This is a genomic window from Streptomyces sp. NPDC001351, assembly GCF_042896045.1.
Classification (GTDB): domain Bacteria; phylum Actinomycetota; class Actinomycetes; order Streptomycetales; family Streptomycetaceae; genus Streptomyces.
In genome coordinates, this window is sequence record NZ_JBIAWS010000015.1 from 206,790 (window position 1) to 226,997 (window position 20,208).

Sequence of the window (20,208 nt, forward strand, 5' to 3'; positions counted from 1 at the left end):
CGGGGCTGGTTCAGCGGAGTTCGGGAGTGAGCCGTGCCGTGTCGACGGCCCCTGCCCGTCCAGGCGTGGCTGTGCTTCCAGCTCGACCGGACTCATCCCGGTGTCGCGAAGGCGGTACGGCAGTGGACAGCCGGCGTCGACCGCGCGCACAGTCCCGGTGCCCACGACCGGCTTCTGGGTGGTGAAGGCGGTGCCGGCAGGCCCGTCGGGGGCGCGGACCGGGTCACCGGCGGCCGGCCGGTGGGTGACCGGCTGCAGGACTGCGAGGCCGTGATCGGCCGGCAGAAGGACGCCTGACGAGAACGGTTCAGAGGCATTCACAGCCTGTGCCCTCTCCCAACCGGCCTCCCCGCGCCATCGCGGCGAAAGCCCCCTCAGGAATTCGGGAGCGGGGTGGTGCGGCACAGCAGGAGGCAGACATCGTCGTCGCGCTCGGACTCGTGCACCAGGGGTTTGAGGAGGGACTCGGCACACGCGTCCAGGTTTTCCAGGTCGGGTTCGTGCAGTGCCGCCAGGGTCTGGGCGAGCAACCCGATCCCCACGTCGATCCCTTCAGTACGCCGTTCGACCAGGCCGTCGGTGTAGAGCACCAGCGTCGAGCCCGGTTCGATCTCGGTCGTGTGGTCCACGTACTCGAAGGGAATCGGCACGCCCAGCATGACCCCGGGCTTTTCGTCCAGGACCCGCACGGCGCCGCCGGGAGCACGGACCACCCCCGGCGGGTGGCCGGCCGCGGCCCATGTCGCCTGGGGCTCACCGGGTCTGAAGCGCGCGATCATGGCGGTCGCGTAGAGGTTGGGCTGCTGGTGGCAGAGCATGCGGTGCAGCCGTGTGAGGATCCGGGCGGGGCTGGTCTCCTCGACCGCGTACGCGCGCAGTGCCGTGCGCAGCTGGCCCATGATGACGGCCGCGCGGAGCCCGTGCCCGGTGACGTCCCCTATGACGGTCAGCAGGCTGCCGTCGGGCTGGAAGAAGGCGTCGTACCAGTCGCCGCCGATGTTGAGGCCACGGGTGGCGGGCAGGTACCGGGCCGCCAGCTGCAGGCCATCGGCAGCGGGCAGGTCGGTGAGCTGGGCGCGCTGCAGCTCTTCGGCGGTGTCCCGGTGCTGCTCGTAGCGCAGGGCGTTGTCCAGGGCGATGGCGACACGACGGGCCAGTTCGAGCAGCATGACGCTGGTGTCGGCATCGAAGCGGTCACCCGGTGCCGTGAGGGACAGCACGCCCAGGGTCCGGCGCACGGCCAGGGGGATGCACAGCATCGGCCGATGCGGTGACAGGGCAGAGGGCGGGCAGTCGTCGGTGCCGGGCAGGCCACCCGGGTGCGGTCCGGCGTGCTGGGGGCGGTCGGTACGGGCGGCGGCCACCGCGGCGGCGGAGTGGACGCCGTTGCCGGCTGTCCGCTCGTCCTCGTCGAAGAGCCACACGTCGACCTGGCTCGCGTACTCCGGCATGAGGAGTTCCGGGAGCCGGCGCACGATGTCCTCGTGATCGAGCGACGCGGTGACGACCGCACTGGCGTTGGCAAGGAAGGTCAGCAGGCGCCTTGCCTTCTCCGCCTCGCCCCGCGCGGCCCGTTCGGCGTCGAGCAGTTCCCGTTGGGTCAGCGCGGCGGCGTCCAGTTCGGCGTGCAGGGCCAGCACACCCTGGTTGGTCTGGTGCAGTTCCTCACGGTGGAGCCGCAGCAGGTTCTCCGACTCGTCCAGCCTCCGCAGGACCGCCGCCGTCTCCTCGTCCGCTGCCAGTAGGGCTTCGGCCGACACGACGTCGTTCGGGTGCGCCGGGAGCGGCGGGTCCTGTGTCACGGGGCCGGGGCAGGAGAGAGCGTGGTGCCACAGCGAGGCGTGTTCCGAGGCCGGCGCGTTCGGCCGCACGACCGCCTCTACACGCACGCACCCGTCCGGACCTGGTTGCCGGACGGTGAGGGTGAGTTCCGCCCCGCCTTGGCCGACACACTTCCGCAACTGTGCGGTCAGTGCGGTGAGGAATCGCGCCCGTTCGATCTCCGACGCGCCCAGGGCGGCTGCGAGGTGCGCCACGAAGGTCCGGGCCTGGGCGGTCTCGGCGGCCGTGGTGATCTTCCGGACGTCAGGCGGGATCATGGCGTCCGTCCCTGGGGTCGGAGGCCAGGACGGCCACGCTGGTGTCGTCGCGCACGGGACTGGCGGCGCTGCTGGCATCACGCAGGATGGTCGCCGCGACCACCGCCGGGTCATGGGTGAGGAGGTCGGGATCGGTCGGCGGCACCCATCGACTGGGCAAACCGTCGCTGTGCAGAACAAGCAGGCTGCCCTGCCCCCAGGGCGCACGACGTACGGGCACGGTCGCCGGGAACTGAGCGCCGACGATACCGGGGTGGGAGATCAGGTGCCCCCAGGAGTCGCCGGCGTGCAGGCGGGCTCCGATGTTGCCGACGCCGGCGAAGGCCAGTTCACCGGTGTCGGTGTCCACTTGTGCCACGGCGACTGCCGCGCCGCGGGTGTGCCGAAGGGCCGGGTGCATATGGCGCAGGATCTCCTCTGGCGACAGGTGTGCCCGGCGATGCAGTTCGTCGACGGCGGCGCTGGACGCGTGCGCTGCCTTGGTGCCGTGGCCGAGGCCGTCGGCGAGCATCAGGGTCAGGCGGGTGCCCGACCGGGCGCAGCTCCAGGCGTCTCCCGAGTGATCGTCCCGGCCGAGCGGTACGTTGATCCCGCCCGACGTCGGGCCCTTCCGCATCCGTTCTCGACACATCGCGGGCTCCTGGTCGACCCGGGCGACCGCGACGGTGCCACGAGGAGTGCTGTACAAGTCGAAGCCGCTGGATATCCGCATGCAGGTACCCAGACCGGCGCCCAGCGACGCCTCGCTCGTGCTGTATCCGTCGCGGATGGCCGCGGTGACGTCACGAATGCCCGGACCGTAGTCGATGGCTGTCACCTGCACCCCGGGAGCGCACGTGACCGCCCCGGGCTGGTCGACGAGGTCGATCACGACCCGGCCGCCCCTGGCGTGCTTGACCAGGTTGGTGGCCAGTTCGGTGGCGACCAGGGCGGCGACCGCAGTCCGGTGCGGATCGAGACCGACATGGCTGCTGGCCGCCTCGACGGCCACCCGGACGTCCCGTACGCGCGTGGAGTCCTGAACCGGAATGTCCCAGACGCGCGCCATCACAACCCCGTCCGTGCCGCGGGTACGCCTGTGGTCCAGGCGATGACGGTGACGGTCGTGCCCCGGCCGGGTTCGGTGTCGATCTCGAACTCGTCGACGAGGCGTTTGGCGCCGCTGAGCCCGAGTCCCAGACCGCCCCCGCTGGTGTATCCGTCGGTCATGGCCAACTCGACATCGCGGATGCCGGGGCCACGGTCGACGAAGGACAGCCGAAGTCCCAGGCTCACTCCTCGGGTCAGGGGCGTGATCTCCACGTGTCCGCCGCCGCCGTGGACCAGGGTGTTGCGGGCCAGTTCGCTGGCGGCGGTGACCAGTTTCGTCTGCTGCACCAGCCCGAAGCCGAGGTCGGCTGCGGTCTGGCGTACGTGCTGGCGGACCCACGCGAGGTCCGCGTCCGAGCCGATCGGCAGGCTTGTTTCGACGGCGGGGTCGGAGGCCGGCATCACGTCCCCCTCTCGCGTCCGTCCGAGGTGCTCGGCGTGGACGCCCGAGTGAGGAGTTCCAGTGCGCGATCGACGTCAAGCGCGGTGGTCAGGCCTGGCAGCGTGAGACCCAGCTCGACCAGAGTGATCGCCACGGCCGGGCGCATGCCGGCGACGACCGTGCGGGCCGCCAGCAGACTGGCGCTCGCCGCGATCTCGGCAAGAATCCGCCCCAGGAAGGAGTCGACGATCTCCACACCGGAGATGTCGATGATCACACCGGTCGCCCCACTGTCGGCGATGCGGCGATTTATGTCCTCCTGGAGTTGCTCGGCCATACCGTCGTGCAGCTCCCCCTGAAGGGTCACCAGCAGGGTCTCCTGCAGCGTCAGGACGGGCACCACAGGCGCGGGACCCCCGGAAGGAAAGATCATCGCGTGCTCTCACGGGGAGACACCTCGATGCCCAGCCGGCTGAGGGCATAGGCCAGGGCGTCGGCGAGTGAGGCACGGGTGAGGACGGAGCTGAGATCGATGCCGAGTTGCACGATGGTCTGTGCGATGGCCGGGCGAATGCCGGAGACGATGCACTCGGCACCCATGAGCCGCGCGGCGGCCACGGTCTTCATCAGGTGTTGCGCGACGAGTGAGTCGACCGTGGGCACACCCGTGATGTCCAGGATGGCGTACCGGGCGCGCTTGCCGACGATGCCCTCCAGCAGGGACTCCATGACGACCTGGCTGCGGGCGCTGTCCAGCGTGCCGATCAGCGGTACGGCGACGACGCCGTCCCACAGGCTGATGACCGGGGTGGCGACTTCGAGCAGCTGCTGCCGCTGCCGTGCGATCAGCTCCTCGCCCGAGCTCAGCGCCGTCTGCATCACCACCAGGCGCAGAGTGCCCATCAGGACCGTCAACGCCAGCATCCCCTCGGCCGCCTCAGGAGCGGCGGGATCCGAGAACTCCGCCCGCAGCAATTCGGCGACCGGCGACCGCAAGGCGGCCACCTCGTCGGCGATCCGGGCGGTGCTCGACCCCGCCCGGAGCCGCGTACCGGACATGCGCCCCAGCTGGTCGCGCACGCTGTCGAAGCCGGGCGCGGCGATGTCTTCCAAGCGCCCGGACGAGGCGACGTCGGTCAACGCGTCCACGATGGCCTTACACGCTTCGACAGCTTCTTCGCGCGACACGGTGAAGATCGTCCCGAAGAGAGGCTCATCGGCCCAACGCTGGGCAATCTGCTCCCGGCGGAGTTCCAGGAAAGCTCCCAGTCGGCGCGCCGTCGACCCGACCGCCTCTTGCTCCGACACCTTGATCGTCTCCTCTGCACAGGGCCGCCGATCGACCACACCCGAGACGCGATTATTGCCTGATGGCAAACGTTAGCGTCGAGGGCCGGACACAAACAACACGGGATCGCCACATGCTGGGGGGCGGCAGTGGCGCTTGAGGCCTCGGTCAGCTTCCATGCCAGTCGAGGCAGACGACGAGTGCGTCGTCGTCGGGAAGGGAACGACCGCGGTGGCCGGTCAACTCCCGCAGCACGGCACGCGGAACCTCGGCGGCCGGCAGCAGCCGGGTGGCCTGGATCGCCCGGGCGAGGGCGATTTCGCCGTACGCCTCCCCCTTGCGGTCGGCGACCGCGTGCACCCCGTCGCTGACGAAGACGAGGCGGTCGCCGGGCTCGACCCGGAACTCCTGAACCGCGTAGTCGGTCTCCTCGAACATGCCCAGCGGAAGCTGCGCTTCGAAGGTGACGCGTTCCACCGTCCCGCCTCGCAGCCGCAACATCTGCGGGGAGCCGGCGTCCACGACTTTGGCACGGCCCGTCGCGAGGTCGAAGTCGAGCATCAGCACCGACAGGTAGCAGCGGCCCTGATAGTGGGAGTACACCGCCTGGTCGGCCAGGGCCGCCTGGTCGTCGAGGGCGAGACCGGCGCGCCGGGCGTTACGCAAGGCGTTGATGGCCAGATTCGTCAGCAAGGAGGCTTCTATGCCCTCGCCCATGCCATTGGTGACGTAGAGCATCAGGTGGTCGGCCGTTGCGGACCAGTCGAAGTTGTCACCAAAAATCGCGTACGCCGGCTCCAACTGCGCGCCCAGTTCGTATTCCGGGCGGGAGCAGGAGCGCCCGGGCAGCAACTGCCACTGCATCTCGGCGGCAAGCGTGAGCCGGTCCTTGCGCCGTGCCTGCAGATAGATGTCGGTGTCCCGCTCTGCGACGACCACCTCGTGCCCGAGCACCTCCGCGATGTCGGAAAGCTCACCGAGCAGGTCCTGAACGCTGCCCTTCTCCGGCAGGGTCACGGACAGCACGCCCAGTCGGTCCCCGCGCACGCTGACCGGAAGGTGCACGCGCACGCGACCGTGGGAGGCGGATTCGACGACCGGTTCCTGGGCGCCGAAAGCACGGCCCACAACGCTGTTGTGCACGGAAACCGGCTCCACGGTGTACGGCAGCTCCGACACCGGCTGGAGCACCGTCAGACCGTAGTCGGCCATCAACAGCTCGACGGACTCCGCCCCGTACTGCTCAACCAGCACACGACGGACAGCGCCGAGCAACTCGTGGGGTGCCGCTGCACGCAGAGCCCGTTCAGCGGTCACATATCTGTTCACGGTGGAAAACACACCAATCCTTCGGCCGACACTTACCGGCCTCGCTCGCGACGAGGCCGCTCGATAAGCCGCGCCAAGCAGTCCGAACCATCTCTGGCCGCTGCGGCCGCCTAGTACGCTGGCGACCGTCCCAGTGCCTGCGAGAGTGTGACAGTGGCCGTCTTCCGCCCCCATCCGGAACCCGTCGAGGTCGCCCGAGTGACCGCGACGGCTGGAGAGTTGCTGGAAGTCCTGTGGGGCCGGGCCTCCACTGCGCCGGCGTCGGCATCGCAGATGCGGGTGCTGTTGACCTTGGAGCACCAGGACGGTATCAACCTGCGCACGCTGTGTGACGCGCTCTCCTCCACGCCACCCGCCACCAGCCGGCTCTGCGACCGGCTGGTCGCAGCCGGCTTCGTCGAGCGCGTGATCGGCAAGGCCGACCGGCGCGAGATCCGGCTGCACCTCAGCAACCGGGGCCGTACCTTCCTCGACGAGCTGCGCGCACGCAGGGAGCAGGAGCTGCAGGCGGTGCTGAGGCTCATGCCCGTCAGCAAACGAGCGGCACTGCTGGAGGGACTTGAGGCGTTCTGCGACGCGGCTGCGCTGCAGATACACGCGCAGCCCGGCGATCGCACGGCCTGAACGGCGGCCTGCGCCGCCGGACACCCCGGCGCCCGGAAGCGCCGGTGGCCAGCACGCGGAGCAGTCTCCGCCCACCGGACCATTCCGTAATCCTTCCCCGTGCGGTACGACACGGTTACTTTGTTGCCTGGGGTCATTGTTGTCAAATGGCAATAGACGTCTTGGGGGCCTTCACGGCTCCGAGTACCCCGGAACGCCGCCGGCCGACTGTGAGCCTCGCCTCGAAGCGGGACACGTCTGATCGCAGGATCGCCGGGCAAGGGACAAGAGCACGCATCAGATCAGAGGCGGACGAGTGTGCACCAGGTAGGAGAACCCGTCCACACCCTCCAACGCCCGTGACATGAAGGCGGCGTCGAGGACGTCGTCCCGTCGCCGGTCGACGTCCCGGCCTCGTGCGCACGGTGATCACATGGCGTTCCGGCCTCGGCCGGGGCGCGGGTGCGGCAGGAGTTCGCGCGGGTCCCAGCGCTTCCTACGATCCGATCCGCCCGCACATCCGGCACAAGCACGGGGTTCGGCCGACAGGTCGGCCGAACCCCGTGATGAAGGCGCGCTGGGTCAGATCACCATCGGTACCAGCGTCCTCTGCCACCGCCGGCGGTGGTGGAACGCATGACGAAGCCGAGAAGCCACAGCACCAGGACGGCGACGGCGACCCACCAAAGGACCTTGAGGGCGAAGCCGGCACCGAAGAGCACCAGCGCGAGAAGCAGAACAAGCAGCAAAGGAACCATGTTCATTGACCTCCTGCACGCTCAAGTTCCCCGCGTTTCTGAAGCCATTCACCGACAAACTTGTCCGGGAAGAAAACGCGGGGGCCCAAGCGGGTGCCGCGTCAGCAGCACACGGCCTGTCAGGAGATGTCCTCCATGACGCAGACGAGCAGGCAAAGACAAGGACCCAGCAGGTCGAGGGCAGGGCCGGGGAAACCGTCGGACGTGCCATCGGGAACGTCCATGTGCCCCTGAAAGACGGGCAGAAAGAATACGGGTAATGCCCGGGAAGCCAAGGAAAAGCCAAGGAAGGGTTTGAACAGTGCCCCTTCGTGACCTCATGAGGAGCCCGAAAGTGGGCATGCCCGGCGCCGGTCCACGGAAACCTTTCTTCGAGGCGTCGCCGATATCCGGAACCTTGACGGACGCGGCACCGGGCACGCGCCCAGCATGCGTACGGTCGCACGCAGTCCGGGGTGAGGCGGCCCGAGGACCGGGGGGTGAGAGCATCCGCGTCATGGATGATGCAGACGGCCCCACGGCTCACTGGTGGGCGGCCTTGCGCCGGACGCCGACGGCCGTCTGGAACGACGACGTCACAGACTGGGCCGCCGCCCTCACCTACTATGCGGTCCTGGCCTTGTTCCCCCTGCTGCTGGTGGTCCTCTCGGTCCTGGGTCTGACGATGCCCACGGACAAGCCGGAGGTCATCGCCCATATCGTGCAGGCCACCCCAGCCGCCTCCCGCGCTGTGCTGCGCGGCACCCTTCAGCAGATGGCCGGACAGCCGTCGACGGAATGGACGCTGGTCTTCTTGGGAGCATCGGGAGCCCTGTGGTCGGGATCCAGCTATCTGAGCGTCTTCCGCCGAGCGTTGCACGCCATGCACCGGATGAGCTCGCACCGGCCCGTGTGGCGCACCGCTCCGCGCATCATCGCCACAGCCCTCGCCCTGATCACCCTGCTTCTCACGTCGACCCTGGCGTTGCTGCTCACCGGCAGCCTGGCGCGGCGCCTGGGCCGAGCGCTGAATCTCGGAACGGGACCGCAGGCCGCCTGGCACGCACTGCGGTGGCCGGTCGTGACCGCGGTCGCCGTCGTACTGGTGCTCATCCTGTACCGTTCGGGCCCCGCACGCTCCCGCCCTGTCGGGAAAATGGCTCCCGGCGGTGTACTGGCGGTAGCGCTGCTGTTGACCGTCTCAGTCGGATTCGCCGTTTACACCTCCCATGTCAGCACCTATCACGATCTGTACGGCTCACTGGCAGGCGTCGTGGTCTTCCTGGTCTGGCTGTGGCTGTCCAATCTGGCACTGCTTGTCGGCGCTCAGTTCAACGCAGAGCTGGCGAAGCCTGACGACGCTCCCCTCTGCCGACCGGAGTTGACGTTTTGCACGTCGTTTCCACATCCGGAACGGATCACCCGTGCAAAGGTGGGGATAACTCAACCGCTGTCCCCCCACCGGCACTTCAGGGAGTCCTCCATGCTGCGCGGAATCGACGTGAGCGCCTTCCAGTCCTCCTCGTACAGCACGGACGGCCTCTCCTTCGCCTTCATCAAGGCGACGGAGGGCCGTTCGTACATCAACCCGAGAGTCAGCGCCCAGGCGCAACACGCTCGCGACGCCGGCCTCGTCGTCGGCTTCTACCACTTCCTCTGGCCGGGCCATCTCCAGGCCCAGGCGGAGTACTTCGTCGAGCGCGCCCCCTCGAAGGTGGGCGACATCCTCGCCGTGGACTGGGAGCGGACCAGCGCCGGAACGCACGCGAGCAACGCAGAGAAGGACCTGTTCATCCGCACAGTGAAGGAGCTGCGGCCGAACCATCAGGTCATCCTCTACACCAATCGCGATTTCTGGCTCAACGTCGACACCACCTCGTACGCCGGCGACGGCCTCTGGATCGCCGACTACGTCACGGCGGGCAAGCCCCGTATCAAGGCCAAGTGGCGCTTCCACCAGTACACCAGCGACCCGCACGACAAGGATGTCGCGGACTTCGCCGACAAGGCCGCGCTGAAGGAGTGGGCCGCCAGGGGGTGACGGCCACGCGCCCGCCGTTACGCCCTGAAGTCCGCCGTGCGTTCCCGGGGTGCCTCCGCCAGTGCCTTGGCCACTGCGTCCGCGCCCGCGCGCAGACCGTAGACGGGTGTGCCCGGCTGCTGGCGCCAGGAGTCGGCCAGGGTGCCCGTGTCGACCGTGTCGAAGCCGAGTTCGTCGATCAGGTTCCTGACCACGCGCTTCGCGGCCTCGTCGTCGCCCGCGACCGGGACCGCCTGCCGGTCGGGGTCGCCCGCGGGGCGCGGGCGCTCCAGGATGTCCTGGGCGTAGGTTCCGTTGAACGCCTTGATGACGGTGTGGCCGATCTGCTGTGCCGTCCAGGCGCTCTCCGTGAGGCCCTCGTCCTCGATCGCCGCGATCCTGCCGTCCCGCTGCTGGGGGTAGTAGTTGCCGGTGTCGATCACGGCGACGTTCTCGGCCGCGCCGTCCAGCAGGCCTGCCGGCAGGTTCGGGATCGCCTTGACGGGGATCGTGATCACCACGACCTCCGCGCCGCGCGCCGCCTCCTCCACGGGCACGGGGGTCGCGCCGGTCTCCTCGGCCAGTTCGGTGAGCGTGTGGGGACCGCGGGAGTTGGCGACGGAGACGTCGTGGCCGAGGGCGGTGAGCCGCCGGGTGAGGTTGCCGCCGATGTTGCCCGCGCCGATGATGCCGATCTTCATGACAGGCCCTTCCCTGGATGATGCACGTGCATAGGTCTGGGTCCCGTCAACCTCGGAGATCGGCGGCCTATTCCGTGGGCTGCGGCAAACGGGTGAGGGCCCTCAGACCCGTACGACGATCTTGCCCGTGTGCCGGTTGGACTCCATCAGGCGGTGGGCGTCCTGGATGCGGTCGAGGCCGTCCAGGACCTCGCCGACGACCGGGCGGAACCCGCCGTCGGCGAGGCCGGCGTTGAGGAAGGCGGTGGAGCGGCGGCGGCCGGCGGGCGTGGTGGTGAGGATCATGTTGGCGTAGGTGTGGAGCGTGAAGGGCCAGTTCCGGGGGATCTCTGCCGGGCGGGTGTCCAGCCAGCCGTAGACGACCACGGAGCCGCCCGGTGCCAGGCCCTCGGCGAGCGCGCCGAAGCCGGGGCCGCCGATCGCGTCGAAGATCACTTCGGCGCCGTCACCCCCGGTGAGCCGCTTGACCTCCTTGGCCACGGCCTCCGGGGTCGACTCCCCGGTGACGATCACCTCCGCCGCGCCCAGTTCGAGCAGCTGCCCCCGTTTCTCCTCGGTGCGGGTGGTGGCGAGCGGGATCGCACCGATGCGGCGGGCGACCTGGATCGCCGCGGTACCGACACCGCTGGACGCGCCGGTGATCAGCACATGGTCGCCGGGCCGGAGGCCGGCGGTCTCCAGCAGGGCGCCGTACGCGGTCGTGTACGTCAGCCAGGCCGCGGCGCCGGTGACGGCGTCGACGGAGGCGGGGCGGCGCAGGACCGCGGTCTCGGGGAGGACGACCTGCTCGGCGTAGACGCCCTGAGCGCTCATCTCGATGCCGGGACCGGTCATCACCGGGTCGCCGACGGCGAGTTCGGTCACGCCCTCGCCGACCGCCTCGACGACGCCGGCGGCCTCGTAGCCGAGACGGGAGGCGGGGAGGGCGGGCTGGTAGTAGTAACCGCCGCTCCGGAAAAGGGCCTCGGCGCGGTTGAGGCCCAGCGCCTCGACCCGTACGAGCACGTGGCCGGGGGCCGGGTCGGAGACGGGCACGTCCTCGACGGTGAGTACTTCGGGTCCGCCGATTTCATGAAAAAGCACAGTACGTGCGGTAGTGGGCATACGGAACACGCTAGGCGGCGGGAGGCGAGACGATCCATGTCCGCCGCTCTCTCTTTCCTGTCCGATCGTCTCTCCGGTGCGGCATGCGGCTACCGTTCGGACATGGACGTACTCAGTGACGCCGTGAGCGCGATGCGCGCCGGGCGGCCGCACTCCTCGCGCCGGGACAAGTACGCGCCCTGGGGCATGCGGTTCGAGGCATCCCCGGGGGCCGGGTTCCACGTCGTGCTGCGCGGGTCGGCATGGCTGATCCCGGCAAAGGGCGAGCCGGTGGCGGTCGGGCCCGGGGACGTGGTGTTCCTGGCGCACGGGCGGGGGCACGCGCTGGCCAGCGGGCTCGACGTGCCCCTGGAGCACATACGGCCGGGGTCGGACAACCGGTGGCCCGCGCCGCCGCCCGCACCGAGGGAGGGGACGCCGGACGCGGTCCTGCTCTGCGGCTCCTACCAGATGGACCGCAGCCGCACCCACCGTCTGGTCTCCGAGCTGCCGGAGGTGGTGCACCTGCCCGCGCAGGTCGGCGCCCACCGCTCGCTGCGGGCGGCGGTGGAGCTGCTCGGCATGGAGCTGGAGGAGCCGCAGCCCGGCTCGGACGCCATCGTCACCTCGCTGCTCGACACCCTGCTGCTGTACATCCTGCGCGCCTGGTGGCAGCACGACCGCAAGGCCACCGGCTGGTCGGCCGCGCTCGACGACCCGGCCGTGGCGGCGGCCCTGCGCGCCATCCACGGCGACCCGGCCCGCCCCTGGACGGTCGAGGAGCTCGGCGCCGAGAGCGGTCTGTCCCGCGCCGCCTTCGCCCGCCGCTTCACCACGCTGGTCGGCGAACCGCCGCTGGCCTACCTCACCTGGTGGCGCATGACGACCGCGGGCCGCCTCCTGCGCGAGGAGGACCTCCCGCTGCGCCGGATCGCCCAACGCGCGGGCTACACCTCGGAGTTCGCCTTCGCCAAGGCGTTCAAGCGGGCGTTCGGGGTGGCGCCGGGGCAGTATCGCAGGCAGGTGTCCTGAGCCCGGCCGGCGCGGAATGGCGAAGGGGTGCCCGTCCGCCGTGCGGACAGGCACCCCCGGCACGTCCTACTTGTTCAGGTACGCCCAGAACTCGTCGAACGACAGCACCTTGTCGCCGTTCAGGTCACGGGTCTTGATGATCACCTCGGCGACCGACTCGGTGACGTTCCAGTCGCCCCCCTGGGCGAGGGCGGTCTTGAACTCCGCGGCGGTGATGACCCCGTCGCCGTCGGTGTCGATCCGCTGGAACTCCTTGCGCGCTGCTTCGATGTCGGCCACCGATCCGCCCCTTTTCTCCGTGACTGCGTGTCTTGCTGTCGTGTTGACGCAGGTCAGATTAGCTGGCCACGCGGGCCTTCAGTGCCGCGACCACCCAGGCGAACTCCGGCTCGTACGCCGCCTGCGGTCCGAGCCCCGCCACGACCGACCACAACTGGCGGTAGCGGGCCACCCGGACGTTGGAGCCCGCCTCCAGCCGCTTCAGCACCTCGGCGGGGTCCGCGTCGCCGAGCAGCCCGCTCAGGAGCTCCTCGGCCTCGGGCGCCTCCGGGGCGACGCCCCGCTCCCGGGCCTGACCCGCGAGCTGCACCAGGCGGCTCATGAACCACAGCGAGGTGCCCGCGGGCACGTCCGGGCCGCGGTCCGCCGCGTTGAACTCGATCATCCTGCGCATCAGGGTCCGGAACCCGGGGTCCTGCATCATCTCGGCGAGCTCCACCCAGGCGTCGACCTGCTCGGCGGTCGGCTCGTCCGGCAGGTCCGCCGGGGCGAACCGCATCCGCTTGCGGATGTCGGGATCGGCCGTGTCGAGCCCGTCGAAGATCTCCGTCGTGAAGTCCTCGACGATACGGGCACGTTCGGCGGCCGACAGCCGCGCAAGGTTGTTCATCAGGGTCATCTCCTCTGCGGTCGAACCGCGTCGCGCCACGGTCGACAGCACCGCACGGGTCACCTTCAGCGAGCGGATCTGGGCGTCCAGCGCGACCACGTGCGCCGCCGCGACCTGAGCGACCGTCCGCTCCCCGTCCAGCACCTTGCGTACGTCGTCCAGGCCGAGGCCCAGTTCACGCAGCGTGCGGATCAGCTCCAGACGGGCGGCGGACTCGGCGTCGTAGAGCCGGTAGCCGCCCGAGGAGCGGGTCACGGGGGTCAGGACGCCCTCGTCGGACCAGTAGCGGATGGTGCGCACGGTCAGTCCGGTGGACCGCGCCAGCTCGCCGATGGTGAGAAGTCCGGTGCCGTCGTACAGGGGGTCTGGGGGGTCTCCCCCCGGATAACGCAGCATGTGTGTGAGTCTGGGCCTTCCAGTGGGTGGAGACTCAAGGAGCGAGCGCGATGGAGACGTTGCGGGACATTCTCGACGCGGCGGCCCGCGGTGTCTTCCCGCCGGCGGACGGCGGTACGACCGTGGTGCCGCAGGTCTCGCACCGGGACGCCGGGGTCGTCGCCTTCACCGCGCACTCGGTCGTCTTCACCGACGAGGATCCGGACTGGGTGTACGAGACACTGCGCTCCGTCGACTGCGACGAACTGGCCGCGAGCATGAACGCCCGGTTCCTCACGGCCCTGCTGGAGCGGACGGGCCGCCGGAGCGACACGATCGACGCGCTCCTGGTCGGTGATCCGCTGCCGGGCGGGCCTCCCCTCCCCCTGACGGAGATCACCGACGCCGGTCATCCCCGGGCCGCCCGGGCCCGTACGCACCGCGACGACGTGCGGCTGTGGGCGGCGCAGGGCGGCGTGGTGGTGCTGGGGCGCGGGGTCGCCGGGCGGCTGGAGGTCGCGGTCGAAGTGGACGAGGAGGTACGGCACCGGGGGCTGGGGCGGCTGCTGGTGACGGCGGCGCGGCACCTGGCCGGGGAGCCGGTGTGGGCCCAGGTGTCGCCGGGGAACGCCCGCAGCATGCGGGCGTTCCAGGCTGCGGGCTACCGCCCTGTGGGCTCGGAAGCCCTGCTGCTCAGTGCCACGGCTCGTAGTACGGATTGCTCTCGCAGTCGCTCATGATCTCGGTCTTGGTCTTCTTGTCGACCGGGCACACCCCGATGATGTACTGCCGCGCGATACCGCCGGGGAAGGCCACCTCGACCTGGTCGGCCCATTTGTGGGTGTCGCCGATGGTCTTGTTGACGTCGACGCCGCCGGGTGCGTCGATGTAGTAGTTGTAGCCCGACTTGTACCAGGTCTTGTAGAGGTCGTGGTCGTACGTCGTCGACACGTACGGGGAGGGCTGGTTGACCAGAACGTACTGCTCGATGTCGTACTGGCCGTTGATGACGTCCTTCGGGTGGAAGCCCTGCTCGAAGACGGTCGCGGGGGCGCGGCTGTCGCTGCGGTAGAGCGTGCCGCAGGTTGTGCGCCAGACCGGTTGGGGCGTGATGCGGTCGACGTCGACGCGGCGGTCGACGGCCGCCTTGACCGGGTCGTCGAACTGGGGACAGGCAGGGGCAGCGGCCTTCGCGGTCGTGGCGGTGGGGACGGTCGCGGCCGTCGTCGCGAGGAGGGCCGCGAGGGACAGGACGACGGCAGCGGCCCGCCGCCGCAGGCGAGTTGTGATCATGAGGTGGACGATCCCCAGCCCGCGGCGGCGGAATGCGCGAGGTCACCCGTTCGGCGGCGTGTTCCGGGTTCCCCAACTCGCCGTGTTTCAGCGGAAGATGCCCGTGTGGCCGAGCGAGTAGCGGCCCGGCTGCGGGTACACCGCGAGGCCGTGCGGGCCGCTGCCGACCTTGATGCGGGCCAGCTGGGCGCCGGTGCGGGTGTCGATGGCGTACACCTCGGAGTTGTAGCGCCCCGACAGCCACAGGACCTTGCCGTCCGCGGAGACGCCGCCCATGTCGGGGCTGCCGCCGTCCGGCAGGTGCCACTTCTTGGTGAGCCTGTTCTCAGCGAAGTCGAAGATGGAGATGGTGCCTTCGCCCCGGTTGGAGATGTACATCTCGCGCGAGTCGCGGCTGACGTAGAGGCCGTGGGCGCCCTTGCCGGTGGGCAGCAGGGTGGGCTGGGTGAACGTGTCGCCGTCCAGGATCCACACACCGTCGGCCATCATGTCGGCGATGTAGAACTTCTTGCCGTCCGGCGAGATCTTGACGTCCTGCGGCATCGCGCCCCGGAACGGCAGCTTCTGCTGCCCGATCACCTTCATCTGCGCCGTGTCGACCTTGAGCAGCTCACCGCTGAACTCGCAGGAGACGATGAAGTAGCGGCCGTCGACGGAGAAGTCGGCGTGGTTGACGCCGTAGCAGCCGACCGGAACGGTCTTCTCGACCTTCATGGTGTGCGCGTCACGGAAGACGAGTGCGCGGTCGAGAGAGGCCATGACGATCGCGTACTTGCCGTTGGGCGTGAAGTAGAGGTTGTAGGGGTCGTGGACGTCGACGGCCCTGCCGGCCTTCCCCGTCCTCGGGTCGATGGGGGTGAGGGTGTTGCCCCGGTCGTTGTTGACCCACAGCGTCTTCATGTCCCAGGAGGGGACGACGTGCTGCGGCTGCCTGCCGACCGGGATCGTCTCGATGACCTTGTACGTCTTCGGGTCGATGACGGAGACGGTGTTGGAGTTGGTGTTGGGGACGTAGACGCGGGACGGGAAGTCCCTTACGACCGGGGAGAGTTGGTTCGGCCGGTCGGCCGCGTACACATCCTGCGGGTCGAGGACGGGCGGCATCCCGGCCAGGCCCGGTACGGCGGCCTTCTTCTTCGGCGGGGCGACGGCGGCCTTCTTGCCGAGGGCCTCGTCCTCGTGGTGGGGGGCGCCGGTGCAGGCGGCGAGGGTGGTGAGCGAGGCGAGGGCAGCGGTCGCGATGAGGGCGCGGGCAAGCCGGGTGGGGTTCATCAGCTGAACAGCTCCGTGGTGGTCACCGCGGTCAGCCCGCGGCGGGCGAGTTCTTCCAGTACGACGGGGAGGGCCAAGACCGTGTCCGGGTACCCGAAATGCATGCTCACCACGGACCCGTTGCGGACCTCGTCGAGGACCTTGCGCTGGACGGCATCGGCGCCGGGCCGGGTGTAGTCGAGGGAGTCGACGTCGTACGAGAGGACGTGCGGATAGCCGGCGCTGCGGGCCAGGCGCAGGACCAGCGGGGACGCGAGGGGCGCGCGGGAGGGGCGGAACCAGGTGCCGATCGAGCCGGTGAGGTGCTCCAGGCGGTCGGCGCAGGCGGTGATCTCGCTGCGGGCGTCGGCCTCCGACATGGCGTTGACGGCCAGATGGCGCTGGGTGTGGTTGCCGAGGTCGTGCCCGCCGTCCAGGACGCGGCGGGCCATGTCCGGGTACTGGTCGAGCCAGCTGCCCACGGCCAGGACGGTGAGGCGAGCACCGCGCTTCTCGGCCTCGGTGAGGAGGGAGTGGGCGATGGCGGGGTCGCCCTGTCCGTGGAAGGTGAGGGCGACCCGGGGGTGGGTGCGGGGGCCGTGGGTGAGCTGGGCGGGTCGGCCGGGGAGGCGGCGGGGGGCGGGGGCGGAGGATGACGTGGGGGACGGGGTGGACGGGGTGGACGACGGGTGCGCCGATGAAGTGGGGTGCGCGCCGGCGCCGTTCGGGGCGCACCCTGCGGTGAGGGCGCCTGCGGCAAGGAGGCCGGCACCCGTGCGGAGCGCCGTCCGGCGGTCGGTCGAGGTCACCGCACCATTTAAGTGGGGAAGGGTAAGAAAAGGGCCGATTGATCCGATCGGGGGACATTCTTCGGGTCGCGCCAGAAGAAATTCGACCTAATCAGCCCACTTCGGCCCCCTCCAGCCCGTCCGGCGTTTGAGGGCGAGGCCGCCAGGCCGACGCGGGTCTGGGGGCGCAGCCCCCAGGAACGGCAACCCCCACTCACGTGCACCGGACACGGCTCGGCCTAGCGGTCGGCGACCCGCATCTCGAACCAGGTCGTCTTGCCGCGCGGCAGGAGGTCGACCCCCCAGCGGTCGGAGAGCTTGTCGACCAGGAACAGGCCCCGGCCGCTGATGTCCGTCTCCTGGACCGGCATCAGACAGGGCAGGCCCCGGGAGGGATCGCGGACCTCGATGCGGATCCAGCCCCGGCGGCGGCGCATCCGGAGGCCGAAGACCCGGGCGCCGGTGTGGCGGACCGCGTTGCCGACCAGTTCGGAGACGAGCAGGACGGCGTCCTCCGTCATCTTGGGCGTCAGGCCCCACTGGCGCAGGACCACGACCTGGGTGAGCCGGCGGGCGGTGGCGGCGGACTCCGGGCGGGACGGCAGCGGCACCTCCGCCTCGGTCGGGTTGCCGAACAACTCGAGCGCCTTGAGCGCCCGTTCGTCCTCCACCGCGGGCGACCAGCGCGCCGCCGTCGCACGGCCGTGTCCCCGCGGCTGTTCGATGCCCTCCAGCCCCGCCATGCCCCCATCATGGCCGCCCAGAGCGCCCTCCGGGGCCGTTCCTGAGGAATACGCCCCCCGGAATACGTCGTTCCGAATGGGCCGGTTGACATATGCCACGGGCAGTTCGGAGGCTTCCGCAGCCCGTCCGACCTGCGCTGAAGGCTCTCTCGGAGGCAATCGACGGTCTCCCTCGACAAGGCAGACTTAAGGTTGCCTTAAGGCTCCCATAAACCGCCCCATCGAGGGACCCCGGATCAGACAGCGCGTCAATTGCAAGTGGTTCAGAGGAACTTCGCCTTGCCCGGTCCTTCCTCCACGAAGCTGCGCATCCCGCGCTCACGGTCCTCCGTCGCGAACAGACCCGCGAACCAGTTCCGTTCGACGGCGAGGCCCGTCTCGATGTCCGTCTCCAGACCGGTGTCGATCGACTCCTTCGCGGCGCGCAGCGCGAGCGCCGGGCCCTGGGCCAGCCTCGCCGCCCACTCGTGCGCGGCCGTGTAGACCTCCTCCGCCGGCACCACCCGGTCCACCAGACCCAGCGTCAGCGCCTCGTCCGCCTTGACCATCCGGCCGGTGAAGATCAGGTCCTTCGCCTTCGACGGACCGACCAGCCGGGACAGCCGCTGGGTGCCGCCGGCACCCGGGATCAGGCCCAGCAGGATCTCCGGCTGGCCCAGCTTGGCGTTCTCGGCCGCGATCCGGTAGTCCGCGCACAGCGCCAGCTCGCAGCCGCCGCCGAGGGCGTAGCCCGTGATCGCCGCCACCACCGGCTTGGGGATGCGGGCCACCGCGGTGAAAGAGTCCTGCAGGGCGCGGGCGCGCAGGACCATCGCCGTGTGGTCCATGGTCTGCATCTCCTTGATGTCCGCGCCCGCCGCGAACACCTTCTCCCCGCCGTACACGATCACGGCCCGTACGTCGTCACGACGGGTCGCCTCCTCGGCCAGCTCCTTGAGCCGGTCCTGGGTGGCGACGTCCAGCGCGTTCATGGGCGGGCGGTCGAGGCGGATGGTGCCGACGCCTTCGGCGACTTCGAGATTCACGGTCATGAGGGCAGGTTAACGTGCGCTAACGACAACGGCCCCGGTGCGATCGCTCACACCGGGGCCGTACCTCACCACACGTCTACGACTTCCACTGCTCCCACGACATGTTCCAGCCGTTGAGTCCGTTGTCCGGGGAGACGGTGTCGTCGTGGGCGCGCTTGACGATCACCACGTCGCCGACGATGGAGTGGTCGTACATCCAGCCGGCCGGCAGCCCGCGGTCGTAGCCGCCCCGCACGTCCCGCAGGCCGATGCAGCCGTGGCTGGCGTTGTAGTTGCCGAAGGCGTCGCCCGACCAGTAGTTGCCGTGCAGGAAGGTGCCGGTGTCGGTCAGCCGCATCGCGTCCGGTACGTCCTTGATGTCGTACTCCTTGCCGAGGTTGACCGTCTCGCTGTTCATACGGGTCACCCGGAGCTTCTCGCTGATCACCATCTGGCCGTTCCAGGTGTCGTAGCCCGGCTTGCCGGTGGTGACCGGGATGGTCTTGATGACCTTGCCGTCCTGGGTGACCTTCATCTGGTGGGTCTTGGCGTCGACGATGGAGACCTGGTTGCGGCCGATGGTGAACTTCACCGTCTTGTGCTGCTTGCCGTAGACGCCGGGCCGGCCCTCGACGCCGTCGAGGTTCAGGCTCACCGTGACCTTCGTACCGGACTTCCAGTAGTGCTCCGGGCGGAAGTCGAGGCGGTCGTTGCCGAACCAGTGGCCCTCGACGTCGACGGCCGGTTCGGTCTTGATGCTGATGGCCTTCTTCACGTCCTCGGGGTGTGTGATGCCCCGGGTGAAGCGGACGGAGAACGGCATCCCGACGCCGACGGTGGAGCCGTCCTCGGGGGTGAAGGTGCCGATGAAGGTGTTCTTCGGGGTGAGCGTGGTGAAACTGGAGTCCTCCGCCGCCTCACGCCCCTCGGAGTCCTTCGCGACCGCGTGCACCGTGTACTTGGTGGACGCGGCCAGATGGGTGGACGGCGTCCAGCCGGAGCCGTCGGCGGTGATCTTCCCCGATATCTCCCCGCCCTTGGTGTCCTTGACCTCGACCTCGGTCAGCTTGCCCTTGCTCGCGCCGACCTTGAGGACGCCGCTGGTCTCGACGGACTTCGCGCCGTCCTTGGGGGCGATGGTGACGACGGCCGTCGACTGCTTGGTCTGCGCCGCGTCCGCGTCCTTGCCCTTGCCGTCGCCGGAACCGGATCCGGAACCCGAGCCCCCTCCTCCGCACGCGGTGACGGCCAGCAGCAGCACCCCGGATATGAGTGCCAGCCGCCCCTTGCCCCGTCGCCCGCGCGCGTCAACCGACGCCCCCGATATCGGCCGCACGTTCAAGTTGTTCTCCCCTCGCCGGCCCTGGTCAGGCCCGCTCCCCGGCGCGTCCCGCCGCGCGCATTGGCGCATATTAACTGCAAGGTTTTGGGGATCGTGTCAGTTGAAGGTCACCGTTCCGTCGCAACATCGACCAGGCACCTGGCCCAAGCCCCGT

22 protein-coding genes and 1 pseudogene are annotated in these 20,208 nt (G+C 69.7%); 6 read left to right on the forward strand and 17 right to left on the reverse strand.

Annotated elements, in window-relative coordinates; translation table 11 throughout:
• Nucleotides 1-33: 33 nt before the first annotated feature.
• On the forward strand, nt 34-297 hold the full coding sequence (locus ACFY1U_RS40810) for a hypothetical protein (RefSeq protein WP_390699091.1): 264 nt from the start codon (nt 34-36) through the stop codon (nt 295-297).
• A 77-nt stretch (nt 298-374) separates the two neighbouring features.
• Here ACFY1U_RS40810 and ACFY1U_RS40815 read toward each other — a convergent pair whose 3' ends face one another.
• The 6 genes from ACFY1U_RS40815 to ACFY1U_RS40840 all read right to left on the reverse strand — a co-directional run bounded on the left by ACFY1U_RS40815 (nt 375) and on the right by ACFY1U_RS40840 (nt 6,187).
• A complete protein-coding gene (locus ACFY1U_RS40815) occupies nt 375-2,099 on the reverse strand; it encodes a PP2C family protein-serine/threonine phosphatase (RefSeq protein ID WP_390699092.1) in 1,725 nt (574 codons plus the stop codon).
• The gene (locus tag ACFY1U_RS40820) at nt 2,086-3,147 is read right to left on the reverse strand and encodes a SpoIIE family protein phosphatase (protein ID WP_390699093.1); all 1,062 of its coding nucleotides are present in this window, start codon (nt 3,145-3,147) and stop codon (nt 2,086-2,088) included. The genes ACFY1U_RS40815 and ACFY1U_RS40820 overlap by 14 nt, the downstream gene beginning before the upstream one ends.
• Entirely contained in the window at nt 3,147-3,590 is a 444-nt protein-coding gene (locus ACFY1U_RS40825; RefSeq protein WP_390699094.1) for an anti-sigma regulatory factor, read from the reverse strand. The genes ACFY1U_RS40820 and ACFY1U_RS40825 overlap by 1 nt, the downstream gene beginning before the upstream one ends.
• Nucleotides 3,590-4,003: an STAS domain-containing protein gene (locus tag ACFY1U_RS40830; protein WP_390699095.1), complete on the reverse strand. Its 414-nt coding sequence runs from the start codon at nt 4,001-4,003 to the stop codon at nt 3,590-3,592. The genes ACFY1U_RS40825 and ACFY1U_RS40830 overlap by 1 nt, the downstream gene beginning before the upstream one ends.
• Nucleotides 4,000-4,884 carry an STAS domain-containing protein gene (locus ACFY1U_RS40835; RefSeq protein WP_390699135.1) on the reverse strand — a complete coding sequence of 295 codons (885 nt, stop codon included), beginning with the start codon at nt 4,882-4,884 and terminating at the stop codon, nt 4,000-4,002. The genes ACFY1U_RS40830 and ACFY1U_RS40835 overlap by 4 nt, the downstream gene beginning before the upstream one ends.
• A 142-nt stretch (nt 4,885-5,026) precedes the next feature.
• A complete protein-coding gene (locus ACFY1U_RS40840; RefSeq protein ID WP_390699096.1) occupies nt 5,027-6,187 on the reverse strand; it encodes a PP2C family protein-serine/threonine phosphatase in 1,161 nt (386 codons plus the stop codon).
• 147 nt (nt 6,188-6,334) lie between these two features.
• Between ACFY1U_RS40840 and ACFY1U_RS40845 the strand changes: the two genes are divergently transcribed.
• Entirely contained in the window at nt 6,335-6,811 is a 477-nt protein-coding gene (locus ACFY1U_RS40845; protein ID WP_390699097.1) for a MarR family winged helix-turn-helix transcriptional regulator, read from the forward strand.
• A 566-nt stretch (nt 6,812-7,377) separates the two neighbouring features.
• Here the strand turns inward: ACFY1U_RS40845 and ACFY1U_RS40850 are convergent.
• On the reverse strand, nt 7,378-7,548 hold the full coding sequence (locus ACFY1U_RS40850) for a hydrophobic protein (protein ID WP_351475696.1): 171 nt from the start codon (nt 7,546-7,548) through the stop codon (nt 7,378-7,380).
• 496 nt (nt 7,549-8,044) lie between these two features.
• Here ACFY1U_RS40850 and ACFY1U_RS40855 point away from each other — a divergent pair.
• Both ACFY1U_RS40855 and ACFY1U_RS40860 read left to right on the forward strand, forming a co-directional pair.
• A pseudogene (locus ACFY1U_RS40855) lies at nt 8,045-8,863 on the forward strand (YihY/virulence factor BrkB family protein); the annotation flags it as partial.
• A 147-nt stretch (nt 8,864-9,010) separates the two neighbouring features.
• Nucleotides 9,011-9,568 carry a glycoside hydrolase family 25 protein gene (locus ACFY1U_RS40860; RefSeq protein WP_390699136.1) on the forward strand — a complete coding sequence of 186 codons (558 nt, stop codon included), beginning with the start codon at nt 9,011-9,013 and terminating at the stop codon, nt 9,566-9,568.
• A gap of 17 nt (nt 9,569-9,585) precedes the next feature.
• Here ACFY1U_RS40860 and ACFY1U_RS40865 read toward each other — a convergent pair whose 3' ends face one another.
• Together ACFY1U_RS40865 and ACFY1U_RS40870 are read right to left on the reverse strand one after the other, a co-directional pair.
• On the reverse strand, nt 9,586-10,308 hold the full coding sequence (locus ACFY1U_RS40865) for an NADPH-dependent F420 reductase (protein ID WP_390699137.1): 723 nt from the start codon (nt 10,306-10,308) through the stop codon (nt 9,586-9,588).
• A 42-nt stretch (nt 10,309-10,350) separates the two neighbouring features.
• Complete coding sequence (locus tag ACFY1U_RS40870) at nt 10,351-11,352, reverse strand: zinc-dependent alcohol dehydrogenase family protein (protein WP_390699098.1); 1,002 nt, start codon at nt 11,350-11,352, stop codon at nt 10,351-10,353.
• Between the two features lie 102 nt (nt 11,353-11,454).
• Between ACFY1U_RS40870 and ACFY1U_RS40875 the strand changes: the two genes are divergently transcribed.
• Entirely contained in the window at nt 11,455-12,363 is a 909-nt protein-coding gene (locus tag ACFY1U_RS40875; RefSeq protein WP_390699099.1) for an AraC family transcriptional regulator, read from the forward strand.
• 66 nt (nt 12,364-12,429) lie between these two features.
• Here the strand turns inward: ACFY1U_RS40875 and ACFY1U_RS40880 are convergent, their stop codons facing one another.
• Together ACFY1U_RS40880 and ACFY1U_RS40885 are read right to left on the reverse strand one after the other, a co-directional pair.
• Nucleotides 12,430-12,642, reverse strand: coding sequence for an EF-hand domain-containing protein (locus tag ACFY1U_RS40880; protein WP_356357395.1), 213 nt, complete (start codon nt 12,640-12,642; stop codon nt 12,430-12,432).
• A 58-nt stretch (nt 12,643-12,700) separates the two neighbouring features.
• Entirely contained in the window at nt 12,701-13,648 is a 948-nt protein-coding gene (locus ACFY1U_RS40885) for a MerR family transcriptional regulator (RefSeq protein ID WP_390699100.1), read from the reverse strand.
• 50 nt (nt 13,649-13,698) lie between these two features.
• Between ACFY1U_RS40885 and ACFY1U_RS40890 the strand changes: the two genes are divergently transcribed.
• On the forward strand, nt 13,699-14,367 hold the full coding sequence (locus tag ACFY1U_RS40890) for a GNAT family N-acetyltransferase (protein WP_390699101.1): 669 nt from the start codon (nt 13,699-13,701) through the stop codon (nt 14,365-14,367).
• On the opposite strand, the gene ACFY1U_RS40895 is transcribed toward ACFY1U_RS40890, so the two are convergent.
• The 6 genes from ACFY1U_RS40895 to ACFY1U_RS40920 form a co-directional block, all read right to left on the reverse strand.
• A complete protein-coding gene (locus ACFY1U_RS40895) occupies nt 14,321-14,920 on the reverse strand; it encodes an ADP-ribosyltransferase (RefSeq protein WP_390699102.1) in 600 nt (199 codons plus the stop codon). The two genes, ACFY1U_RS40890 and ACFY1U_RS40895, sit on opposite strands and share 47 nt — an antisense overlap.
• A gap of 87 nt (nt 14,921-15,007) precedes the next feature.
• Complete coding sequence (locus tag ACFY1U_RS40900) at nt 15,008-16,192, reverse strand: hypothetical protein (protein WP_390699103.1); 1,185 nt, start codon at nt 16,190-16,192, stop codon at nt 15,008-15,010.
• A complete protein-coding gene (locus tag ACFY1U_RS40905; protein WP_390699104.1) occupies nt 16,192-16,980 on the reverse strand; it encodes a polysaccharide deacetylase family protein in 789 nt (262 codons plus the stop codon). The genes ACFY1U_RS40900 and ACFY1U_RS40905 overlap by 1 nt, the downstream gene beginning before the upstream one ends.
• 218 nt (nt 16,981-17,198) lie before the next feature.
• The gene (locus ACFY1U_RS40910; protein WP_115905786.1) at nt 17,199-17,702 is read right to left on the reverse strand and encodes an ATP-binding protein; all 504 of its coding nucleotides are present in this window, start codon (nt 17,700-17,702) and stop codon (nt 17,199-17,201) included.
• A gap of 263 nt (nt 17,703-17,965) precedes the next feature.
• Complete coding sequence (locus tag ACFY1U_RS40915; RefSeq protein ID WP_390699105.1) at nt 17,966-18,733, reverse strand: enoyl-CoA hydratase/isomerase family protein; 768 nt, start codon at nt 18,731-18,733, stop codon at nt 17,966-17,968.
• Nucleotides 18,734-18,809: 76 nt separating this feature from the next.
• A complete protein-coding gene (locus tag ACFY1U_RS40920; protein WP_390699106.1) occupies nt 18,810-20,054 on the reverse strand; it encodes an Ig-like domain-containing protein in 1,245 nt (414 codons plus the stop codon).
• Nucleotides 20,055-20,208 lie beyond the last annotated feature (154 nt).